The sequence below is a fragment of the Micromonospora sp. DT31 genome, from assembly GCF_049841795.1.
GTDB lineage: Bacteria > Actinomycetota > Actinomycetes > Mycobacteriales > Micromonosporaceae > Micromonospora.
Genome location: NZ_JBNCKZ010000023.1, coordinates 20,448 through 34,742 on the forward strand (window position 1 = coordinate 20,448; position 14,295 = coordinate 34,742).

Genomic DNA, 14,295 nt, shown 5'->3' on the forward strand with positions numbered 1-14,295 from the left:
CCGTGCTCGACGGATCCGTGGTCATCGACGCCACCACGCACACCTACAACCTCTCCGACACCAACCTGCGCCCCGGGCGGTACTCCGCCGTCTTCCGGGAGGTGCTGTACGGGATGCATGCCCGCTGCGCGGCGCCGCACGCCCGCGTCGACCGGGCCACCTTCTGCTCCGACTGGTCGCCGGAGGTGCTGGCCCACACCCTGTTCGAAGAGTCCGTGGTGGACGTCGGCGTGCACCACCGGCTGCGCCTGGACAGCCTCTTCGTCGACGGACTGGTCCGTGAGGAGAAGAGCGCCGAACTCGTCCGGCGTTGGCCGCACCGGTTCATCACCTACGCCGGGGTGAACCCGCTCGACGGCGTCGAGACCTGCCTGCGGGAGCTGCGCGAGCAGGTCGAACGGTTGCCCGGCACCATCGGTGTGAAGCTCTATCCCGACTCGGGCACCCCCGACCGCAGCTGGCGCATGGACGACCCGGCGGTGCAGCCCATCTTCGAGACGGCGATCGAGCTGGGCCTCAAGGTGATCGCCGTGCACAAGGTGGTGCCGAACGGGCTGACCCCGCTGGACCCTTACCGGATCGACGACCTGGAGCGCGCGGCCATCCGGTACCCGCAGCTCGACTTCGAGATCGTGCACGCCGGGATGCTGCCGTTCGTCGACGAGGTGACGATGGCCCTCACCCGCCTGCGTAACGTCTACGCCAACCTGGAGATCAGCTCGGCGTTCCTGGAGCGCGGTTTCGGGTTCGTCCGCGACGCGCTCGCCCAGTTCATCGGCTTCGCCGGGCACGACCGGATCCTGTTCGCCTCGGGCGGCCTGCACTTCCACCCACAGCCGATCATCGAGGCGATCGCCGGTATGACGTTCCCCGAGGAACTGCTGGACCGGTACCGCATCGGTCAGTTCACGGCCGCGCAGAAGGCCGACATCCTCGGCCGCAACTACGCCCGGATGGCCGGCCTCGACCTCACGCAGATCACCAAGGCCGTCGCCGACGACGAGTTCGCCGGCGGCGACCTGCGCGAGCCGTTCAGCGCCTGGCGGGCCGCCGCGTGAGCGGGCACGCCCCCCGAACCGCCGGGCCGGCCGCCGGCCCGGTGGAGCACGCCGCGCGGGCCGCGTTGCACGAGGTGTACGACCCGTGCAGCCAGGCCTGGCAGCGTCCGTTGAGCCTGCCCGACCTCGGCCTGGTCCGGGACGTCAGCGCCGACGACACCGGCCGGGTGACCGTGCGGGTCAGCCTCACCGTGCCGTTCTGCATGGCGGTGCACACGATCATGCAAGCGGTCGAGACGCGGGTGGGCGCCGTGCCCGGGGTGACCGCCGTGGACGTGCAGATCGACACCGTCACGCCGTGGAGTCCCGCGGCGATGAGCCCCGGTGGGCGTGACCGACTGGAGGCCCGCCGCGCCGCCGAGTTGCGTCGCGCCAGTGACCTGTTCCAGATCACCGTGCCCGGTCAGTCCGGGCAGTGAGGAGGACGTCGTGTGCGGAATCGCGGGCTGGGTGGACTTCCACCGGGACCTGACCGCCGAACGCCACACCGCGGCGGCGATGACGGAGACGATGGCCTGCCGTGGCCCCGACGACGCCGGCCTGTGGCTGACGCCGCGGGCGGCCATCGGGCACCGCCGACTCGCGATCATCGACGTGGAGGGCGGTCGCCAGCCGATGACCGAGGGCGCCGTGGCGCTGACCTACAGCGGGGAGCTGTACAACTTCGCCGAGCTGCGCGAGCAGTTGCGGGGGCACGGGCACCAGTTCCGCACCCGATCCGACACCGAGGTGGTGCTCCGGTCGTACCTGCAGTGGGGCGAGTCCTGTGTCGAGCGGTTCAACGGCATGTACGCGTTCGCCGTCTGGGACGGCCGGCACGACCGGCTGCTGCTGGCCCGCGACCGGCTCGGCGTGAAGCCGCTCTACTACCACCCGTACGACGGCGGTGCGTTGTTCGGCTCCGAGCCGAAGGCGGTGCTGGCCAACCCGCTGTTCACCCCGGTCGTCGACACGGAAGGGCTGGCTGAGCTCTTCGCCCTCTTCGGGGGGCACACCCCGGGCCGGTCGGCGTTGCGCGACCTGTTCGAGGTGCCCGCGGGCCACACCGTCACCGTCGACCGCGGCGGCGTGCGGGTCCACCGCTACTGGTCGCTGGTCAGCGCGCCGCACGTCGACGACCGGGTCACCACCGAGGGGACCGTCCGGGAGATCCTCGCCGACACGGTGCGCCGCCAGCTCGTCTCCGACGTGCCGCTCTGCGCGCTGGTCTCCGGCGGCGTCGACTCCAGCGCGGTCGCGGCGATGGCGTCGGCCGCGCTGCGCCGGCAGGGCACGGGGGAACTGGTCACGTTCTCCGTCGACTTCAAGGGCAGCGGCGAGGCGTTCGTCGCCGACCGCAACCGGCCCGAGTTGGACGCGCCGTACGTGCGGGAGCTGGTCGCGCACCTGGGCTGCCGGCACACCGACGTGCTGCTCGACCCGCCCGACCTGCTCGACATCCAGGCCCGGGCCACCCGGGCGCGGGACCGGCCCTGCCTGGGCGACCTCGACGCCTCGCTGTACCTGCTGTTCCAGGCCATCGCCGGCCGGTCCACCGTGGCACTGTCCGGGGAGTCGGCCGACGAGGTGTTCGGCGGCTACGCGTGGTTCCACGACCCGGCCGCGATCGGCCGTGACGGCTTCCCCTGGTTGATGGACGACACGGGACTGGCCAACGTGCTCGCCCCCGACCTGCGGGCCGCCGTGCGTCCCGCCGAGTACGTCGCCGACCGGTACGCCGACGCCCGCGCCGAGGTGCCGCGCCTTGCCGGCGAGTCGGCGCGCGACGCCCGGATGCGGGAGGTCAGCTATCTCGCGCTGACCCGTTTCCTGCCGGTGCTGCTCGACCGTAAGGACCGGATGAGCATGGCCGTCGGCCTGGAGGTGCGGGTGCCGTTCTGCGACCACCGGCTCGTCGAGTACGCGTGGAACGTCCCGTGGGACGTCAAGTGCCCGGATGGCCGGCCCAAGGGTCTGCTGCGCGACGCGGTCGCCCCGCTGCTGCCGCCCCGGCTCGCCGCCCGACCCAAGAGCATGTTCCCGGTGACGGCGGACGCCGGATACGACGCCGAGGTGCGCCGTCGGGCCCTCGCGCTGCTCGACGGTGACTCGGCCGTCGGGCCGCTGCTGGACGCCGACCGGGTGCGCGCCCTGGCGTCCGGCGACAGCCGCCGGCCGCCGTGGATGCAGCGGATGGCACTGGCCTATCTGGTTCAGGTCGACGCCTGGCTGCGGGACTACCGCGTCCGGGTGCTCGCGAGTGTGTGAAGGGGGAGGCTCATGCGACCGAAACTGATGCTCTTCGTGGGCACCCGCGGCGTGCGCGTCGCGGACGTCTGCACGCCGCTGGCGGCGTTCGCGGACGTGGTGCTGGCGGTCAGCGACGATGTGCTGGCCGGGCGCGCCGACCGGCTCGACGAGACCGTGCCCCACCACGACCTGATCCGGGTGCCGCACCGGGACGACCTGGTGGCGGCGGCCCTGCGGCACGCCCGCCGCCACCCGGTCGACGGTGCGCTGACGTTCAGCGACGACATGCTCGTCGACACCGCCCGGTTCGCCGACGCCGCCGACCTGCCGGGGCAGCCGGTCGCCTCGGTGGAGGTGTTCCGCGACAAGTTCCTGCAGCGCAAGGCCCTCGCCGCCGGCGGGCTGCGGGTGCCCAGGTACGCGGAGATCACCAGTCCGGTACAGGCGGACGCGGCGCTGACCGAGGTCGGCCTGCCGGCGATCCTCAAGCCGACCCGCGGCAGCGGCAGTGCCCTCGCGTTCCCGGTGGCCACCGCGGACGAGCTGCGCGACCGACTGCGGGAGGCGTTCGACGCCCGCGCGCTCGTCGGCGGCGCCGTCGCCGCGGACACCGCGTTCATCCTGGAGGAGCTGCTGGTCGGGGACGTGTCCTGGCAGGCCGAGCCGGGCTTCGCGCCGTACGTCAGCGTCGAGACCGTCGCGGTGGACGGCGAGTACCGGCACCTGGGGGTCACCGACCGGTTCCCGCTGGCGCCGCCGGTGCTGGAGACCGGCATGATGTTCCCGTCCGGGCTGGCGCCCGCCCAGACCGCCCGGATCACGGCGGTGGCCACCGACGCGCTCACCGCACTCGGCTTCCGGCACGGTCTGGCGCACGTCGAGCTCATGCTCACCGCGGGCGGGCCGGTCGTGATCGAGGTCAACGCCCGGGCCGGCGGGGCGCTGCCCTACCTGGTTCCGTTGGCCACCGGCGTCGACCTGGTGGCCGTCGCCGGTCGCGCCGCCCTCGGCCGGTTGCCGGACGAGGACGTCGTCGCGGCCCGCCGGGCGGTGTTCGTCGCGCCGCAGCACCCGGTCGGCGTCGAGGTGCTCGGCGTCGACGGCCTCGCCGACGTCGAGGCGCTGCCCGGCGTGCGCGCGGTCATCCGGCTCGCGGCGGGCGCGGGTCGTACCGACCGCTTCCAGGACACGATGATCGCCGCCGTCCTCGGCACCTGCGACACGCCCGCCGAGGCGGTCCGGATGTGGCAGGACGTCATGCGTACCGTCCGGGGCCGCTACGCCACCACCGGAGCCGGCTCATGACCGACTACCGGGCGGGATTCGACACGCTCGACGCGGAGGTCGCCGCGGCGCTGCCGGTACGCGGGCGACTGCCGGACTGGCTGGCCGGCACCCTGGTCCGCAACGGCCCCGCCGTCTTCGAGCACGGCGGACGGTCGCTGCGGCACTGGTTCGACGGGCAGGCCATGCTGCACCGCTTCGCCATCGGCGACGGTGGAGTCCGGTACACCAACCGGCTGCTCGACACCCCGAGCCTGCGGTCCCTTCGCGAGCGCGGTCGCATCGGGTACACCGAGTTCGCCACCGACCCGTGCGGCTCCCTGTTCGGTCGGTTCTTCAGCCGCTTCCACCGCCGGCCGTCCGCCAACGCCTGCGTCAACGTCACCACCGTCGGCGGGGAACCGGCAGCGGTCAGCGAGGTGCCGCTGGCGGTGACGTTCGACCCGCGGACCCTCGACACCCTCGGCGTCACCGACTATTCGGCCGGCATCGACGGGACGCTCACGACCGCGCACCCGCACGCCCTGCCCGACGGCGGGGACCTCGTCAACTACGTGCTCAGGTTCGGCCGCCACAGCGAGTACCAGTTCTACCGCCGTCCGCCGTCCGCGGCGGCCGGCGAGGTGATCGGCCGGTACCGCACCGAGAAGCCCGGCTACGTGCACAGCTTCGCGGTCACGCGGCGGCACATCGTGCTGGCGGTGTTCCCGCTCGTCGTCAACCCCCTGTCGTTCCTGCTGCGCGGTCGACCGTTCATCGAGAACTACGCGTGGCGGCCGGAGGAGGGGCTACGTGTCGTGGTGCTCGACGCCGCCGGCGGCGGCGTGGTCGCCGAGCACACCGCGCCGGCCGCGTTCGCGTTCCACCACATCAACGCGTACGACGACGGCGACACCGTGGTCATGGACCTGTGCGCCTTCGACGACGCGGCCATCGTGTCCGCGCTGTACGTGGACGCGCTGCGGGCCGGCCGTCCGGTGCCGGTGTCCTGGGCGACCCGCTACACGGTTCCGCTGGGGGCCGGCGAGGTGACCGTGCGCCGCCTCAGCGACGAGCCGTTCGAGCTGCCACGCATCCACTACGGCGCGCACAACGGCCGGCCCTACCGGTACGCCTACGGTGTCGGCGCGGCCGACCCCACGGGTGCGAACTTCCTCGACCAGCTGGTGAAGCTCGACGTCACCACCGGCCGGACGACGGTGTGGCGGGCGGAGGGCGGCTATCCCGGCGAGCCCGTGTTCGTGCCCGCCCCGACGGCCGCGGCCGAGGACGACGGTGTCGTGCTCTCCGTCGTGCTGGACGCCCGGCGCGGGGCCTCCACGCTCGTGGTGCTCGACGGCGCCACCTTCACCGAACTGGCCCGCGCCGACGTCCCGCACGTCATCCCGTTCGGATTCCACGGCCAGTTCGCCCGACAGGAGCACTGATGCCCGCGCCCGACCCCCACCGCATCCACCCACCCGTGTACGGGCCGAACCACGGCCGCGCCCAGGGCTGGCCGCTGGTCTTCCTCAAGCCGCTCGTGGAGAGCCCGTTCACCGAGGTCGGCGACTACACCTACTACGCCGATCCGGTGGACCCGACCGGATTCGAGCGGAACAACGTGCTCTTCCACTACGGGCCGGACCGGCTCGTCATCGGGGCGTACACGGCGATCGCCCGCGAGGTGCGCTTCCTGATGGGCGCCGCCAACCATGTCATGGACGGGTTGTCGACCTACCCGTTCCCGATGTTCGGCGGCGACTGGCTGGCCGAGATGGACCTGTTCGCCGCCCGTGGCTTCCGCGGCGACACGGTGGTCGGCAACGACGTGTGGTTCGGGTACCAGGCGCTGGTCATGCCCGGCGTGCGCATCGGTGACGGCGCGATCGTCGCGTCCCGCGCGGTGGTCACCCACGACCTGCCGCCGTACAGCATCGCCGCCGGCAATCCGGCCCGGGTGGTCCGCATGCGCTTTCCGGACGACCAGGTCGAGCGGCTTCTGCGCATCGCCTGGTGGACGTGGCCACGGGAGCTGGTCACCCGGCACATCAAGCTCATCATGGGCGACGACCTCGACGCGCTCGAGGCGGTCGTCCCGGCAGGGGAGGCACCATGATCTTCGTTTTCCTGTTCTACAGCGACGAGCGGGCCATCGCCTCGATGAACCGCGACGAGCGCAACGGCCTCGTGGAGCGGCACGTCCACTACAACCACGAGGTCCTGGAGAAGCGGGCCGACGTCCTCGCCACCCGGGGTCTCGACCCGAGCCACACGGCGTGGACCGTGCGACCGGTGGACGGCACGCCGCGCGTCACGCCGGGCCCGTTCGCGCAGACCGAGGAGGCGCTGGCGGGTTTCTACCTCGTGGACTGCCGCGACCTGGACGAGGCGCTGGAGTTGGCGAAGCTCTACCCGATGCCCGACGGGCTGGGTTGTGTCGAGGTTCGACCCGTGATGCGGGCCTGGGACTACGCGCCCAGCATCGACATCGCCGCCCCGCCGGCCGCCGTCTGGGCGCGGTACGCCGACACCGCGCGCTGGCCGCGGTGGAAGCACGAGGTCGCGAAGGTCGATCTGGACGGGCCGTTCGCCACCGGCACCACCGGCCGGCTCACGCCCGGGTCGCGGCCGGCGATGCCGTTCCGGCTGGTCGACGTGCGCCCCGACGCCGGGTATGTCTCCGAGACCGAGGTGGTGCCCGGTGGCGTGTTGAAACTGGAGCACACCCTGGAACCCCTCGACGGCGGCGCGACCCGCGTCGTGCACCGGGCCACCGTGCCGCGGGCCGCCCTCGACGCCTTCGGTCTGGAGTTCAGCCCCGCCCTGTACGCGGGAATCCACACCTCCCTGGCCGCCCTGAAGAAGCTGGTCGAGGGGGAGCGGCCGTGACCACCCTCGACTACCCGTTCACCCGGCCCGGCCTGTTCGACCTGCCCGCCGAGTTCGCCTGGCTCCGCGACGAGCAGCCCGTGGTCCGGGTGCGGGTGGCGACCGGCGACCACGTCTGGCTCGTCACCCGCTACGACGACGTGCGGGCCGTCTTCGGTGACCGGCGGTTCAGCCGCAACATCTTCCGTCCGGACGCCGCGCGGCTCATCCCGGGTGTGCCCACCCGGCAGGTGTCCAGCCCGTTCGTCGACCCGCCCGCCCACACCCGGTGGCGGCGACTCGTATCGCGGGCGTTCACGCCCCGCCACGTGGAGAGCATGCGCCTTCGGGTGCAGGACATCGTGGACGGCCTGCTCGACGACATCGTCGCCGGCACCCGCCGGGCCGATCTGGTCGAGGCGCTCGCGTACCCGCTGTCCATCTCGGTGATCTGCGAGCTGTTCGGCATCGACGCCGCCGACCACGAGCCCTTCCGCAAGCTCGCCGACACCGGGCTCACCATCAATGACGCCACCGAGGCGGAGAAGGGCGCCGCCTTCGCCGCGATGGCGCAGTTCTCCGCGGACCTCATCGCGGCCAAGCGGCGTGTTCCCGGTGACGACCTGCTCAGCGGCCTCGTCGCCGTGCACGACGGAGAGGACGGCCGGCTGTCCACCGAGGAGCTGATCGCCACCATCCTCGCCATGCTCATCGGCGGCTACGAGAGCACCGTCGCCCAGATCGGCAAGGCGCTGCTGGTCCTCTTCGCCCACCCGGACCAGTTGGCCGCGCTGCGTGCGGAGCCGGCCCGGATCCCGCAGGCGCTCGACGAGATCCTCCGGTACGCCTCCCTCGACAGCGGCTTCGGCTCGCCCCGCTACGCGACCGAGGACGTGGAGGTCGGCGGCGTCACCATCCCCAAGGGCGCGACCGTCCTGGTGATCCGGCAGTCCGCCGACCGCGATCCGCGGCGCTTCACCGACCCGGAGCGGTTCGACGTGACCCGCGAGGGCACCCAGCACACCGCCTTCGGGCACGGCCCGCACCGGTGCCTCGGCGCGGCCCTGGCCCGGCTGGAGCTGGAGCTGGCGCTGGCCGCCGTCCTCGACCGCCTGCCGGGGGTGCGGCTCACCGTAGCGCCGGTCGACGTCCCGTGGGACTTCCGGATCACCGCCGCCGGCCCGGCCACCCTGCCCGTCACCTGGGAGCGCGCATGACCGCCGTCGCCATGCCCACCTCGGCCGGGTTCCGCGCCCGGTTCCCGATTCTCGACGACGTGGTACACCTGGCCAGTTGCAGCCTGGGCCCACGGTCGGCCGCGCTCGACGAGGCGATGGCCCGCATGCTCGACGTGCTGCGCGAGGACCCCACCCCGTGGGACTTCTGGCTGGGCCAGGTGCTCCAGGCCCGGGACGCGTTCGCCGCGCTGATCAACGCCGAGCCCGCGCAGGTCGCCGTCGTGCCCAGCGCCACGATCGGCGCCTACCAGGTCGCCTCCACCCGGGACTGGTCCACCCGGCCGGGCATCGTCGCCGCCGACGTCGAATATCCGTCGGTGGCGCACATCTGGGCGGCGCAGCAGGCCCGGGGGGCGACGCTGCGCTACGTGCCCGAGACCGGGCCGTTCGACGCCGACGAGCGCACCGGGCTGGTCTCCGTGCCGCTGGTGTCCTACCGGACCGGCGCCACGCTGCCCGTCGGTGACGTCGTGGCGCGGGCCCGGGCGGCCGGTGCGCTGACGTTCGTGGACGCGTACCAGGCCGTCGGTGTCCTTCCGGTGGACGTGGCCGCGCTCGGCTGCGACTTCCTCGTCTCGGGCACCATGAAATACCTGCTCGGCCTGCCCGGCATCGCGTTCCTGTACGCCCGCGACGGTGTCGCCGACGACCTGGACCCGCAGCTCACCGGATTCTTCGGCCGGACGAACCCGCTCGCGTTCGATCCCTTCGCCGTCGACTACCCGCCCGACGCCCGCCGCTACCAGGTGACGATGCCGACCCTGCCCGCGGCACTGGCCGCCAACGCCGGCCTCGGCCTCATCGGCGGGCTGGACCTGGCCGCGGTCGAGCGGCACGTCACCGCCCTGGCCCGTCGCGCCGCCGAGCGTATCGAGGGTGTCGCCGCGCCAACCGGCCCGTACGTCAACGTCCCGGACGCCGACCCGATGGGGCTGGCGCGCTTCCTCAACGCCCGGCGTATCTTCCCCGCCCGGGGCAGGTCGGTCCGGCTTTCGTTCCACTACTTCAACAGCGAGGCCGACGTGGACGCGGCCGCCGCGGCCATCGCCGAGTGGCGGCGTCGATGACCTGGCTGGTCACCCTCGACGTGGGGCGCTGCACCGGTTCCGGCGTCTGCGCGGCGCTCGCCTCGGGCCATTTCGCCTACCGGGAGGGCCGCTCGGTGCCGCCGGAGGGCCCGGTCGATCCCGACGACGACGTGCTGGCCGCGGCGGAGTGCTGTCCGATGGAGGCGATCTCGGTGACGGATCTGGCGACGGGCCGTGTGCTGCACCCCTGACCGTTAGTGTCGACCGAGGCAGTCATGAGCACGAATGGAGACCGATCTGTGGCACGTCGTCGTACTCTGCTGCTGTCGACCGCGGCGGCGGTGGCCGCGCTCGGGGCCGCCGGCGCGGTCCTGGCCCCGACCTGGCAGCGGCCGCGGTTCACCGCCGACTTCGCCGGGCTGCCGTCCCTGCCGTCCGCACCTGCCGCACCGGCGGCGCCGCCGGTGACCACCGACCTCTCGGTCGGCGTCGCGGGTACGACGCTGCGCGCCACGGTGCATTCCCCGACGACGCCGGGCCGGCATCCGGCGGTCGTGCTGGTGCCCGGGGGTGGTCCCGCCACCCGCGCCGGGCTGACCGACCAGGCCGACCGACTCGCCCGCGCGGGCGTCGTCGCACTCGTGTTCGACAAGCGGACGGCCGGCTACTCCTTCGTCCGACGCGACTACGGGCAACTGGCCGAGGACGCGCTCGCGTTGCTGCGGGTCCTGCGTGCCCGCCCCGACGTGGACCCGCAGCGGGCCGGGCTGTGGGGGGTCAGTGAGGGCGGCTGGGTCGTCCCGCTGGCCGCCGCCCGCGAGCCATCCGTCGCGTTCGCGATCCTGGTCAACGCCCCGACGACGTCGCCCGGGGCGCAGCTCTCCTGGGCGGTCGACGACCGGCTACGCAGGCAGCACGCACCGGCGGGCGCCCGCCGGCTCGCCGCCCGGGCGACGGCGATGGGCGGCACCGGCTACACCGATCACGACCCGCTGCCCGCGTTGCGCGGTCTCACCCAACCGGTGCTGGCCCTGTACGGTTCCGCCGACCGGGCCGTGCCGCCCGCGCAGAGCGCGCGGGTGCTGGTCGACACGGTGACGGCACCGTGCACGGTCCGGTTCTTCCCGGGGGCCGACCACGGCATGAAGATCGGCGGGCGGTACGCCGACGGGTACTTCGACACCATGGTCTCCTGGATCGCCGGCCTGCCGGGTTCCGCGACCGCGGGCCCGACCGTCGCGGGGGCCGCGCCGGAGCAGGCGGAGGTGGCCACCGAGCCGCCGGTGCCGGCGTACGGCAGCGCGCCTGTGGTTCTGGGGGCCCACCTGGCGCTCCTGGCCGGCGCGTCGACGGCCCTGGTGGCGGTGCGCCGGTCGTCCGCGTCCGCCGGGCCGGCGGGCTCCCGGGCCGGGCGGGCCGTGCGGCGGGCCGCGTGGGCGGGTGTCGGTACGGCGGTGGGCATCAACGCGGGTGTGGGCACCTTCGTGGGGCTCGGCTTCGTCGACGCCCCGCCGGCGGTCTCGCACGGAATGTGGCTGCTGGTGCGGGGGAGCGCGGTGGGTGCCGTGTTGGCTGCGGTGGCGGCGGCCGACGCCGTCGTGGGGGCCCGGCGGTCGGGGTGGCGGCCGGGCCCCTCCGGCGTGGTCGCGCTCGCCGGCGGGGGCGTCGCCGCGACGGCCGCGCTCGGGTTGGCCGCCTACTGGGAGTTGTTCGCGCCGCGCTGGTGAGGGCGCTCCCCGGTGCGGATCTCCGCGGGCAGGTCGTCGAACCAGGCCAGGGCCGCCGCCTCGTACCGGATGCCGAACTCCAGCGGCGCGAGTTGGTGGGGGTCGACCGGCCCGCCGACGAGTTGCTCGCGTGCCTGTTGGTACGCCGCCAGGCGCTCGGCGTGCAGCTTGCGGTGCTCCGCCACGATCTCGGCCAGTCGGCCGGGGGGCAGGTGCCGGCCGAAGAGCACGGTGAGCAGAAGCGGGAACCGGATCGTCTCGTCGTCCGGGGTGCGGCTGAGCCAGGCGGTGAACGCGGCCCGCCCGGTGTCGGTGATCGAATACGGTCGTCGGTCCCGCGGGCCGCGTTCCCCCGCCTCGATCAGGCCGACGGCTGCCATCGACGCGAGCTCCCGGTAGACCTGGCTCTGGGTGAGCGACCAGAAGTCCCCGATGCGCTGCTGGGCAGCGGCGACGAGATCCCATCCGGTCAGCGGCCCTTCTTGCAGGAAGCCGAGCAGGGAGGCCGCGGTGGCGTTCAGGTTGCGAGATGACATGTCGTTCTCCGTCGAGGTGGCGCCTTGACCTCTCATTGTGTCAGGTCTAGCCTGATTACGGTAACCTTCCACTTAGACAGGTCGTGCCCGCCCGCGGGCACCGCCATCTCAAGGAGGGCGCATGCCCGATTCACGTCGTGTCCGGACCCGCCGCTGGTTGATCCCGGCCCTCCTGATCGTGGCCTGGTTGACCGCCGGCGGCCTTCTCGGACCGCTGGCCGGCAAGCTCGGCGAGGTGGTCGAGAGCGGCGCCGCGGCCTATCTGCCGAGGTCCGCCGAGGCCACCGAGGTCCTCGACCTGATGCAGCGCTTCGGGGAGCCCGAGGCGATGCCGGCCGTTCTGGTCTACGACGCGGGCGGCACCGCCCTCGACGACGCCGACCGTGCGGCCGTCGCCGCCGACGTGCAGGCCGTCGGAGCCGCGCTCGGCCCGCACCTCGCGGCTCCACCGATCGGCCCGGAGATCGCCGAGGACGGTCGTGCGGCGCGGGTCGTCCTGCTCTTCTCGGGCACGGACGAGACCAAGATCACGCCGCACGTCGAGCGGTTGCGCGAGCTCGTGGTCGACCGCCCGGGGCTGAGCGCCCACGTGACGGGTCCGGCCGGTGTCCAGGCCGACGTGCAGGACGCGCTCGGCGCCATCGACCTGATGCTGCTCCTCATCACCGCCGCGGTGATCCTGGTGATCCTGGTGCTGGTATACCGCAGCCCGCTCCTGCCGTTCGTGGTGCTGGCCGTCGCCGGCACCGCCCTGGGCGTCACCCAGGGGGTCATCTATCTGCTCGCCGACCGGGGCGTGCTGGCGCTCGGCTCCGAGGTGCAGGGCATCCTCAGCGTCCTGGTGATCGGCGCCGCGACCGACTACGCGCTGCTGCTCATCGCCCGTTACCGCGAGGAACTGCGCGTGGCCCCCGACCGGCACGTCGCCCTGCGTGCTGCTCTGCGCGCCTCCGCCGGGCCGATCGTCGCCAGCGCGGGCACGATCGCGCTCGGCCTGCTCTGCCTGCTCCTCAGCGACCTCGGCCTCAACCGGCAACTCGGCCCGGCCGGCGCCATCGGCATCGCCTGCGCCGTCGTGGCCATGCTGACGTTCCTGCCCGCGGTGCTGGCACTGCTCGGCCCGGCCGCCTTCTGGCCGCGCCGACCGGCCGCGTCCGGCGCCACCACCGACGGTGCGGGCCGCTGGGCCCGGGTCGTCGCCCTCGTCGGCCGGCGCCCGCGCGCGGTGTGGGCCGGCACCGCCGTCGTGCTGGCCGTGCTCTCGCTCGGGGTGCTGCGCATCGACGCCGACGGTCTCAGCGCCACCGAGATGCTGATCGCCGGCAACACCGAGTCCACGGTGGGCCAGCAGGTGCTCGCCGAGCACTTCCCGGCCGGCAGCGGCAGCCCGGTCATCGTGGTCGCCGACGCCGACGCCCTGCCCGCCGTGGTCGCCGCCGCGCGAGAGGTGCCCGACGTGGCGGAGGTGGTCCCGTTCTCCCGCGGGGGCGCCGCTCCGACCGTCGTCGACGGACTGGCCCGGGCCGACGTGACCCTCGCCGTGGCACCGGACAGCCAGGCCGCCACCGACGCCGTCCTGGCGCTGCGCTCCGCCGTGCACGCGATACCGGGCGCGTCGGCGAAGGTCGGCGGCACGACCGCCGTGGACGTGGACTTCGACGCCACCGCCCGCGCGGACCGCGTCGTCATCCCGGTGCTGCTGGTGGTCGTCTTCGTGATCATCCTCCTGTTGTTGCGCGCCCTGGTCGCCTCCGTGCTGCTGCTTGCCACCGTGGTGCTGTCGTTCCTCGCCGCGATCGGCGTGTCGACGGTCGTCTTCCAGGATCTGCTGGGGTTCCCCGGTGTCGACTCGACGTTCCCGCTGCACGCGTTCGTCTTCCTGGTCGCACTGGGCGTCGACTACAACATCTTCCTGGTCAGCCGCGTCCGGGAGGAGTCGGCCCGGTTCGGCACCCGGCGCGGTGTGGCCCGCGGCCTCGCGGTCACCGGCGGTGTCATCACGTCCGCGGGCGTCGTCCTCGCCGCGACGTTCGCGGCGCTCGCGGTGATCCCGCTGGTGCTGATGGTGGAGCTGGCCTTCACGGTCGCCTTCGGTGTCCTGCTCGACACGCTCATCGTTCGAACGCTCCTGGTGCCCGCCCTGTTCGCGGACGTCGGTCGCTTCATCTGGTGGCCGGGTCGCCTGACCGGAGTCCGGGACACCCCGGCCCAGGGTCCGCCGTCCGCCTCGCTGTCGGCACCGCCGTCGCCGGCCGCGGCTGCGCGCCTGCACGCGCCCGCGCGCAGGCAGCGGCAGCCTCCGCACCCCACGGGCTCGTGACCCCTCCGCCGGCCGGTCGGCGACC

13 protein-coding genes are annotated in these 14,295 nt (G+C 73.4%); 12 read left to right on the forward strand and 1 reads right to left on the reverse strand.

The features are described from left to right. Positions 1–2 precede the first annotated feature (2 nt). The 11 genes from ACLQ2X_RS25725 to ACLQ2X_RS25775 are packed head-to-tail and all read left to right on the forward strand — an operon-like array spanning position 3 to position 11,414. Positions 3–1,058, forward strand: coding sequence for an amidohydrolase family protein (locus tag ACLQ2X_RS25725; RefSeq protein ID WP_425683651.1), 1,056 nt, complete (start codon positions 3–5; stop codon positions 1,056–1,058). Further along, entirely contained in the window at positions 1,055–1,477 is a 423-nt protein-coding gene (locus ACLQ2X_RS25730) for a metal-sulfur cluster assembly factor (protein WP_425683652.1), read from the forward strand. Before ACLQ2X_RS25725 ends, ACLQ2X_RS25730 begins: the two co-directional genes overlap by 4 nt. 10 nt (positions 1,478–1,487) lie before the next feature. Further along, entirely contained in the window at positions 1,488–3,305 is a 1,818-nt protein-coding gene (gene asnB, locus ACLQ2X_RS25735; RefSeq protein ID WP_425683653.1) for an asparagine synthase (glutamine-hydrolyzing), read from the forward strand. Positions 3,306–3,317: 12 nt separating this feature from the next. Beyond that, the gene (locus ACLQ2X_RS25740; protein WP_425683654.1) at positions 3,318–4,592 is read left to right on the forward strand and encodes an ATP-grasp domain-containing protein; all 1,275 of its coding nucleotides are present in this window, start codon (positions 3,318–3,320) and stop codon (positions 4,590–4,592) included. After that, on the forward strand, positions 4,589–5,998 hold the full coding sequence (locus ACLQ2X_RS25745) for a carotenoid oxygenase family protein (RefSeq protein WP_425683655.1): 1,410 nt from the start codon (positions 4,589–4,591) through the stop codon (positions 5,996–5,998). The genes ACLQ2X_RS25740 and ACLQ2X_RS25745 overlap by 4 nt, the downstream gene beginning before the upstream one ends. Continuing rightward, positions 5,998–6,669, forward strand: a complete 672-nt coding sequence (locus ACLQ2X_RS25750; protein ID WP_425683656.1) for a CatB-related O-acetyltransferase — start codon at positions 5,998–6,000, stop codon at positions 6,667–6,669. The genes ACLQ2X_RS25745 and ACLQ2X_RS25750 overlap by 1 nt, the downstream gene beginning before the upstream one ends. After that, positions 6,666–7,442 (forward strand): SRPBCC family protein, encoded by a 777-nt coding sequence (locus tag ACLQ2X_RS25755; protein ID WP_425683657.1) that lies wholly within the window; start codon positions 6,666–6,668, stop codon positions 7,440–7,442. Before ACLQ2X_RS25750 ends, ACLQ2X_RS25755 begins: the two co-directional genes overlap by 4 nt. Continuing rightward, positions 7,439–8,638, forward strand: a complete 1,200-nt coding sequence (locus tag ACLQ2X_RS25760; protein ID WP_425683658.1) for a cytochrome P450 — start codon at positions 7,439–7,441, stop codon at positions 8,636–8,638. The genes ACLQ2X_RS25755 and ACLQ2X_RS25760 overlap by 4 nt, the downstream gene beginning before the upstream one ends. Then, a complete protein-coding gene (locus ACLQ2X_RS25765) occupies positions 8,635–9,726 on the forward strand; it encodes an aminotransferase class V-fold PLP-dependent enzyme (protein ID WP_425683659.1) in 1,092 nt (363 codons plus the stop codon). The genes ACLQ2X_RS25760 and ACLQ2X_RS25765 overlap by 4 nt, the downstream gene beginning before the upstream one ends. After that, the gene (locus ACLQ2X_RS25770; protein ID WP_425683660.1) at positions 9,723–9,938 is read left to right on the forward strand and encodes a ferredoxin; all 216 of its coding nucleotides are present in this window, start codon (positions 9,723–9,725) and stop codon (positions 9,936–9,938) included. Before ACLQ2X_RS25765 ends, ACLQ2X_RS25770 begins: the two co-directional genes overlap by 4 nt. A gap of 48 nt (positions 9,939–9,986) precedes the next feature. Continuing rightward, the gene (locus ACLQ2X_RS25775) at positions 9,987–11,414 is read left to right on the forward strand and encodes an alpha/beta hydrolase family protein (RefSeq protein WP_425683661.1); all 1,428 of its coding nucleotides are present in this window, start codon (positions 9,987–9,989) and stop codon (positions 11,412–11,414) included. Here the strand turns inward: ACLQ2X_RS25775 and ACLQ2X_RS25780 are convergent. Continuing rightward, positions 11,384–11,950, reverse strand: coding sequence for a PadR family transcriptional regulator (locus ACLQ2X_RS25780; RefSeq protein WP_425683662.1), 567 nt, complete (start codon positions 11,948–11,950; stop codon positions 11,384–11,386). The genes ACLQ2X_RS25775 and ACLQ2X_RS25780 overlap by 31 nt on opposite strands. A 121-nt stretch (positions 11,951–12,071) precedes the next feature. Here ACLQ2X_RS25780 and ACLQ2X_RS25785 point away from each other — a divergent pair, with 121 nt between their 5' ends. Beyond that, a complete protein-coding gene (locus ACLQ2X_RS25785; RefSeq protein WP_425683663.1) occupies positions 12,072–14,270 on the forward strand; it encodes an MMPL family transporter in 2,199 nt (732 codons plus the stop codon). Positions 14,271–14,295: the final 25 nt, after the last annotated feature.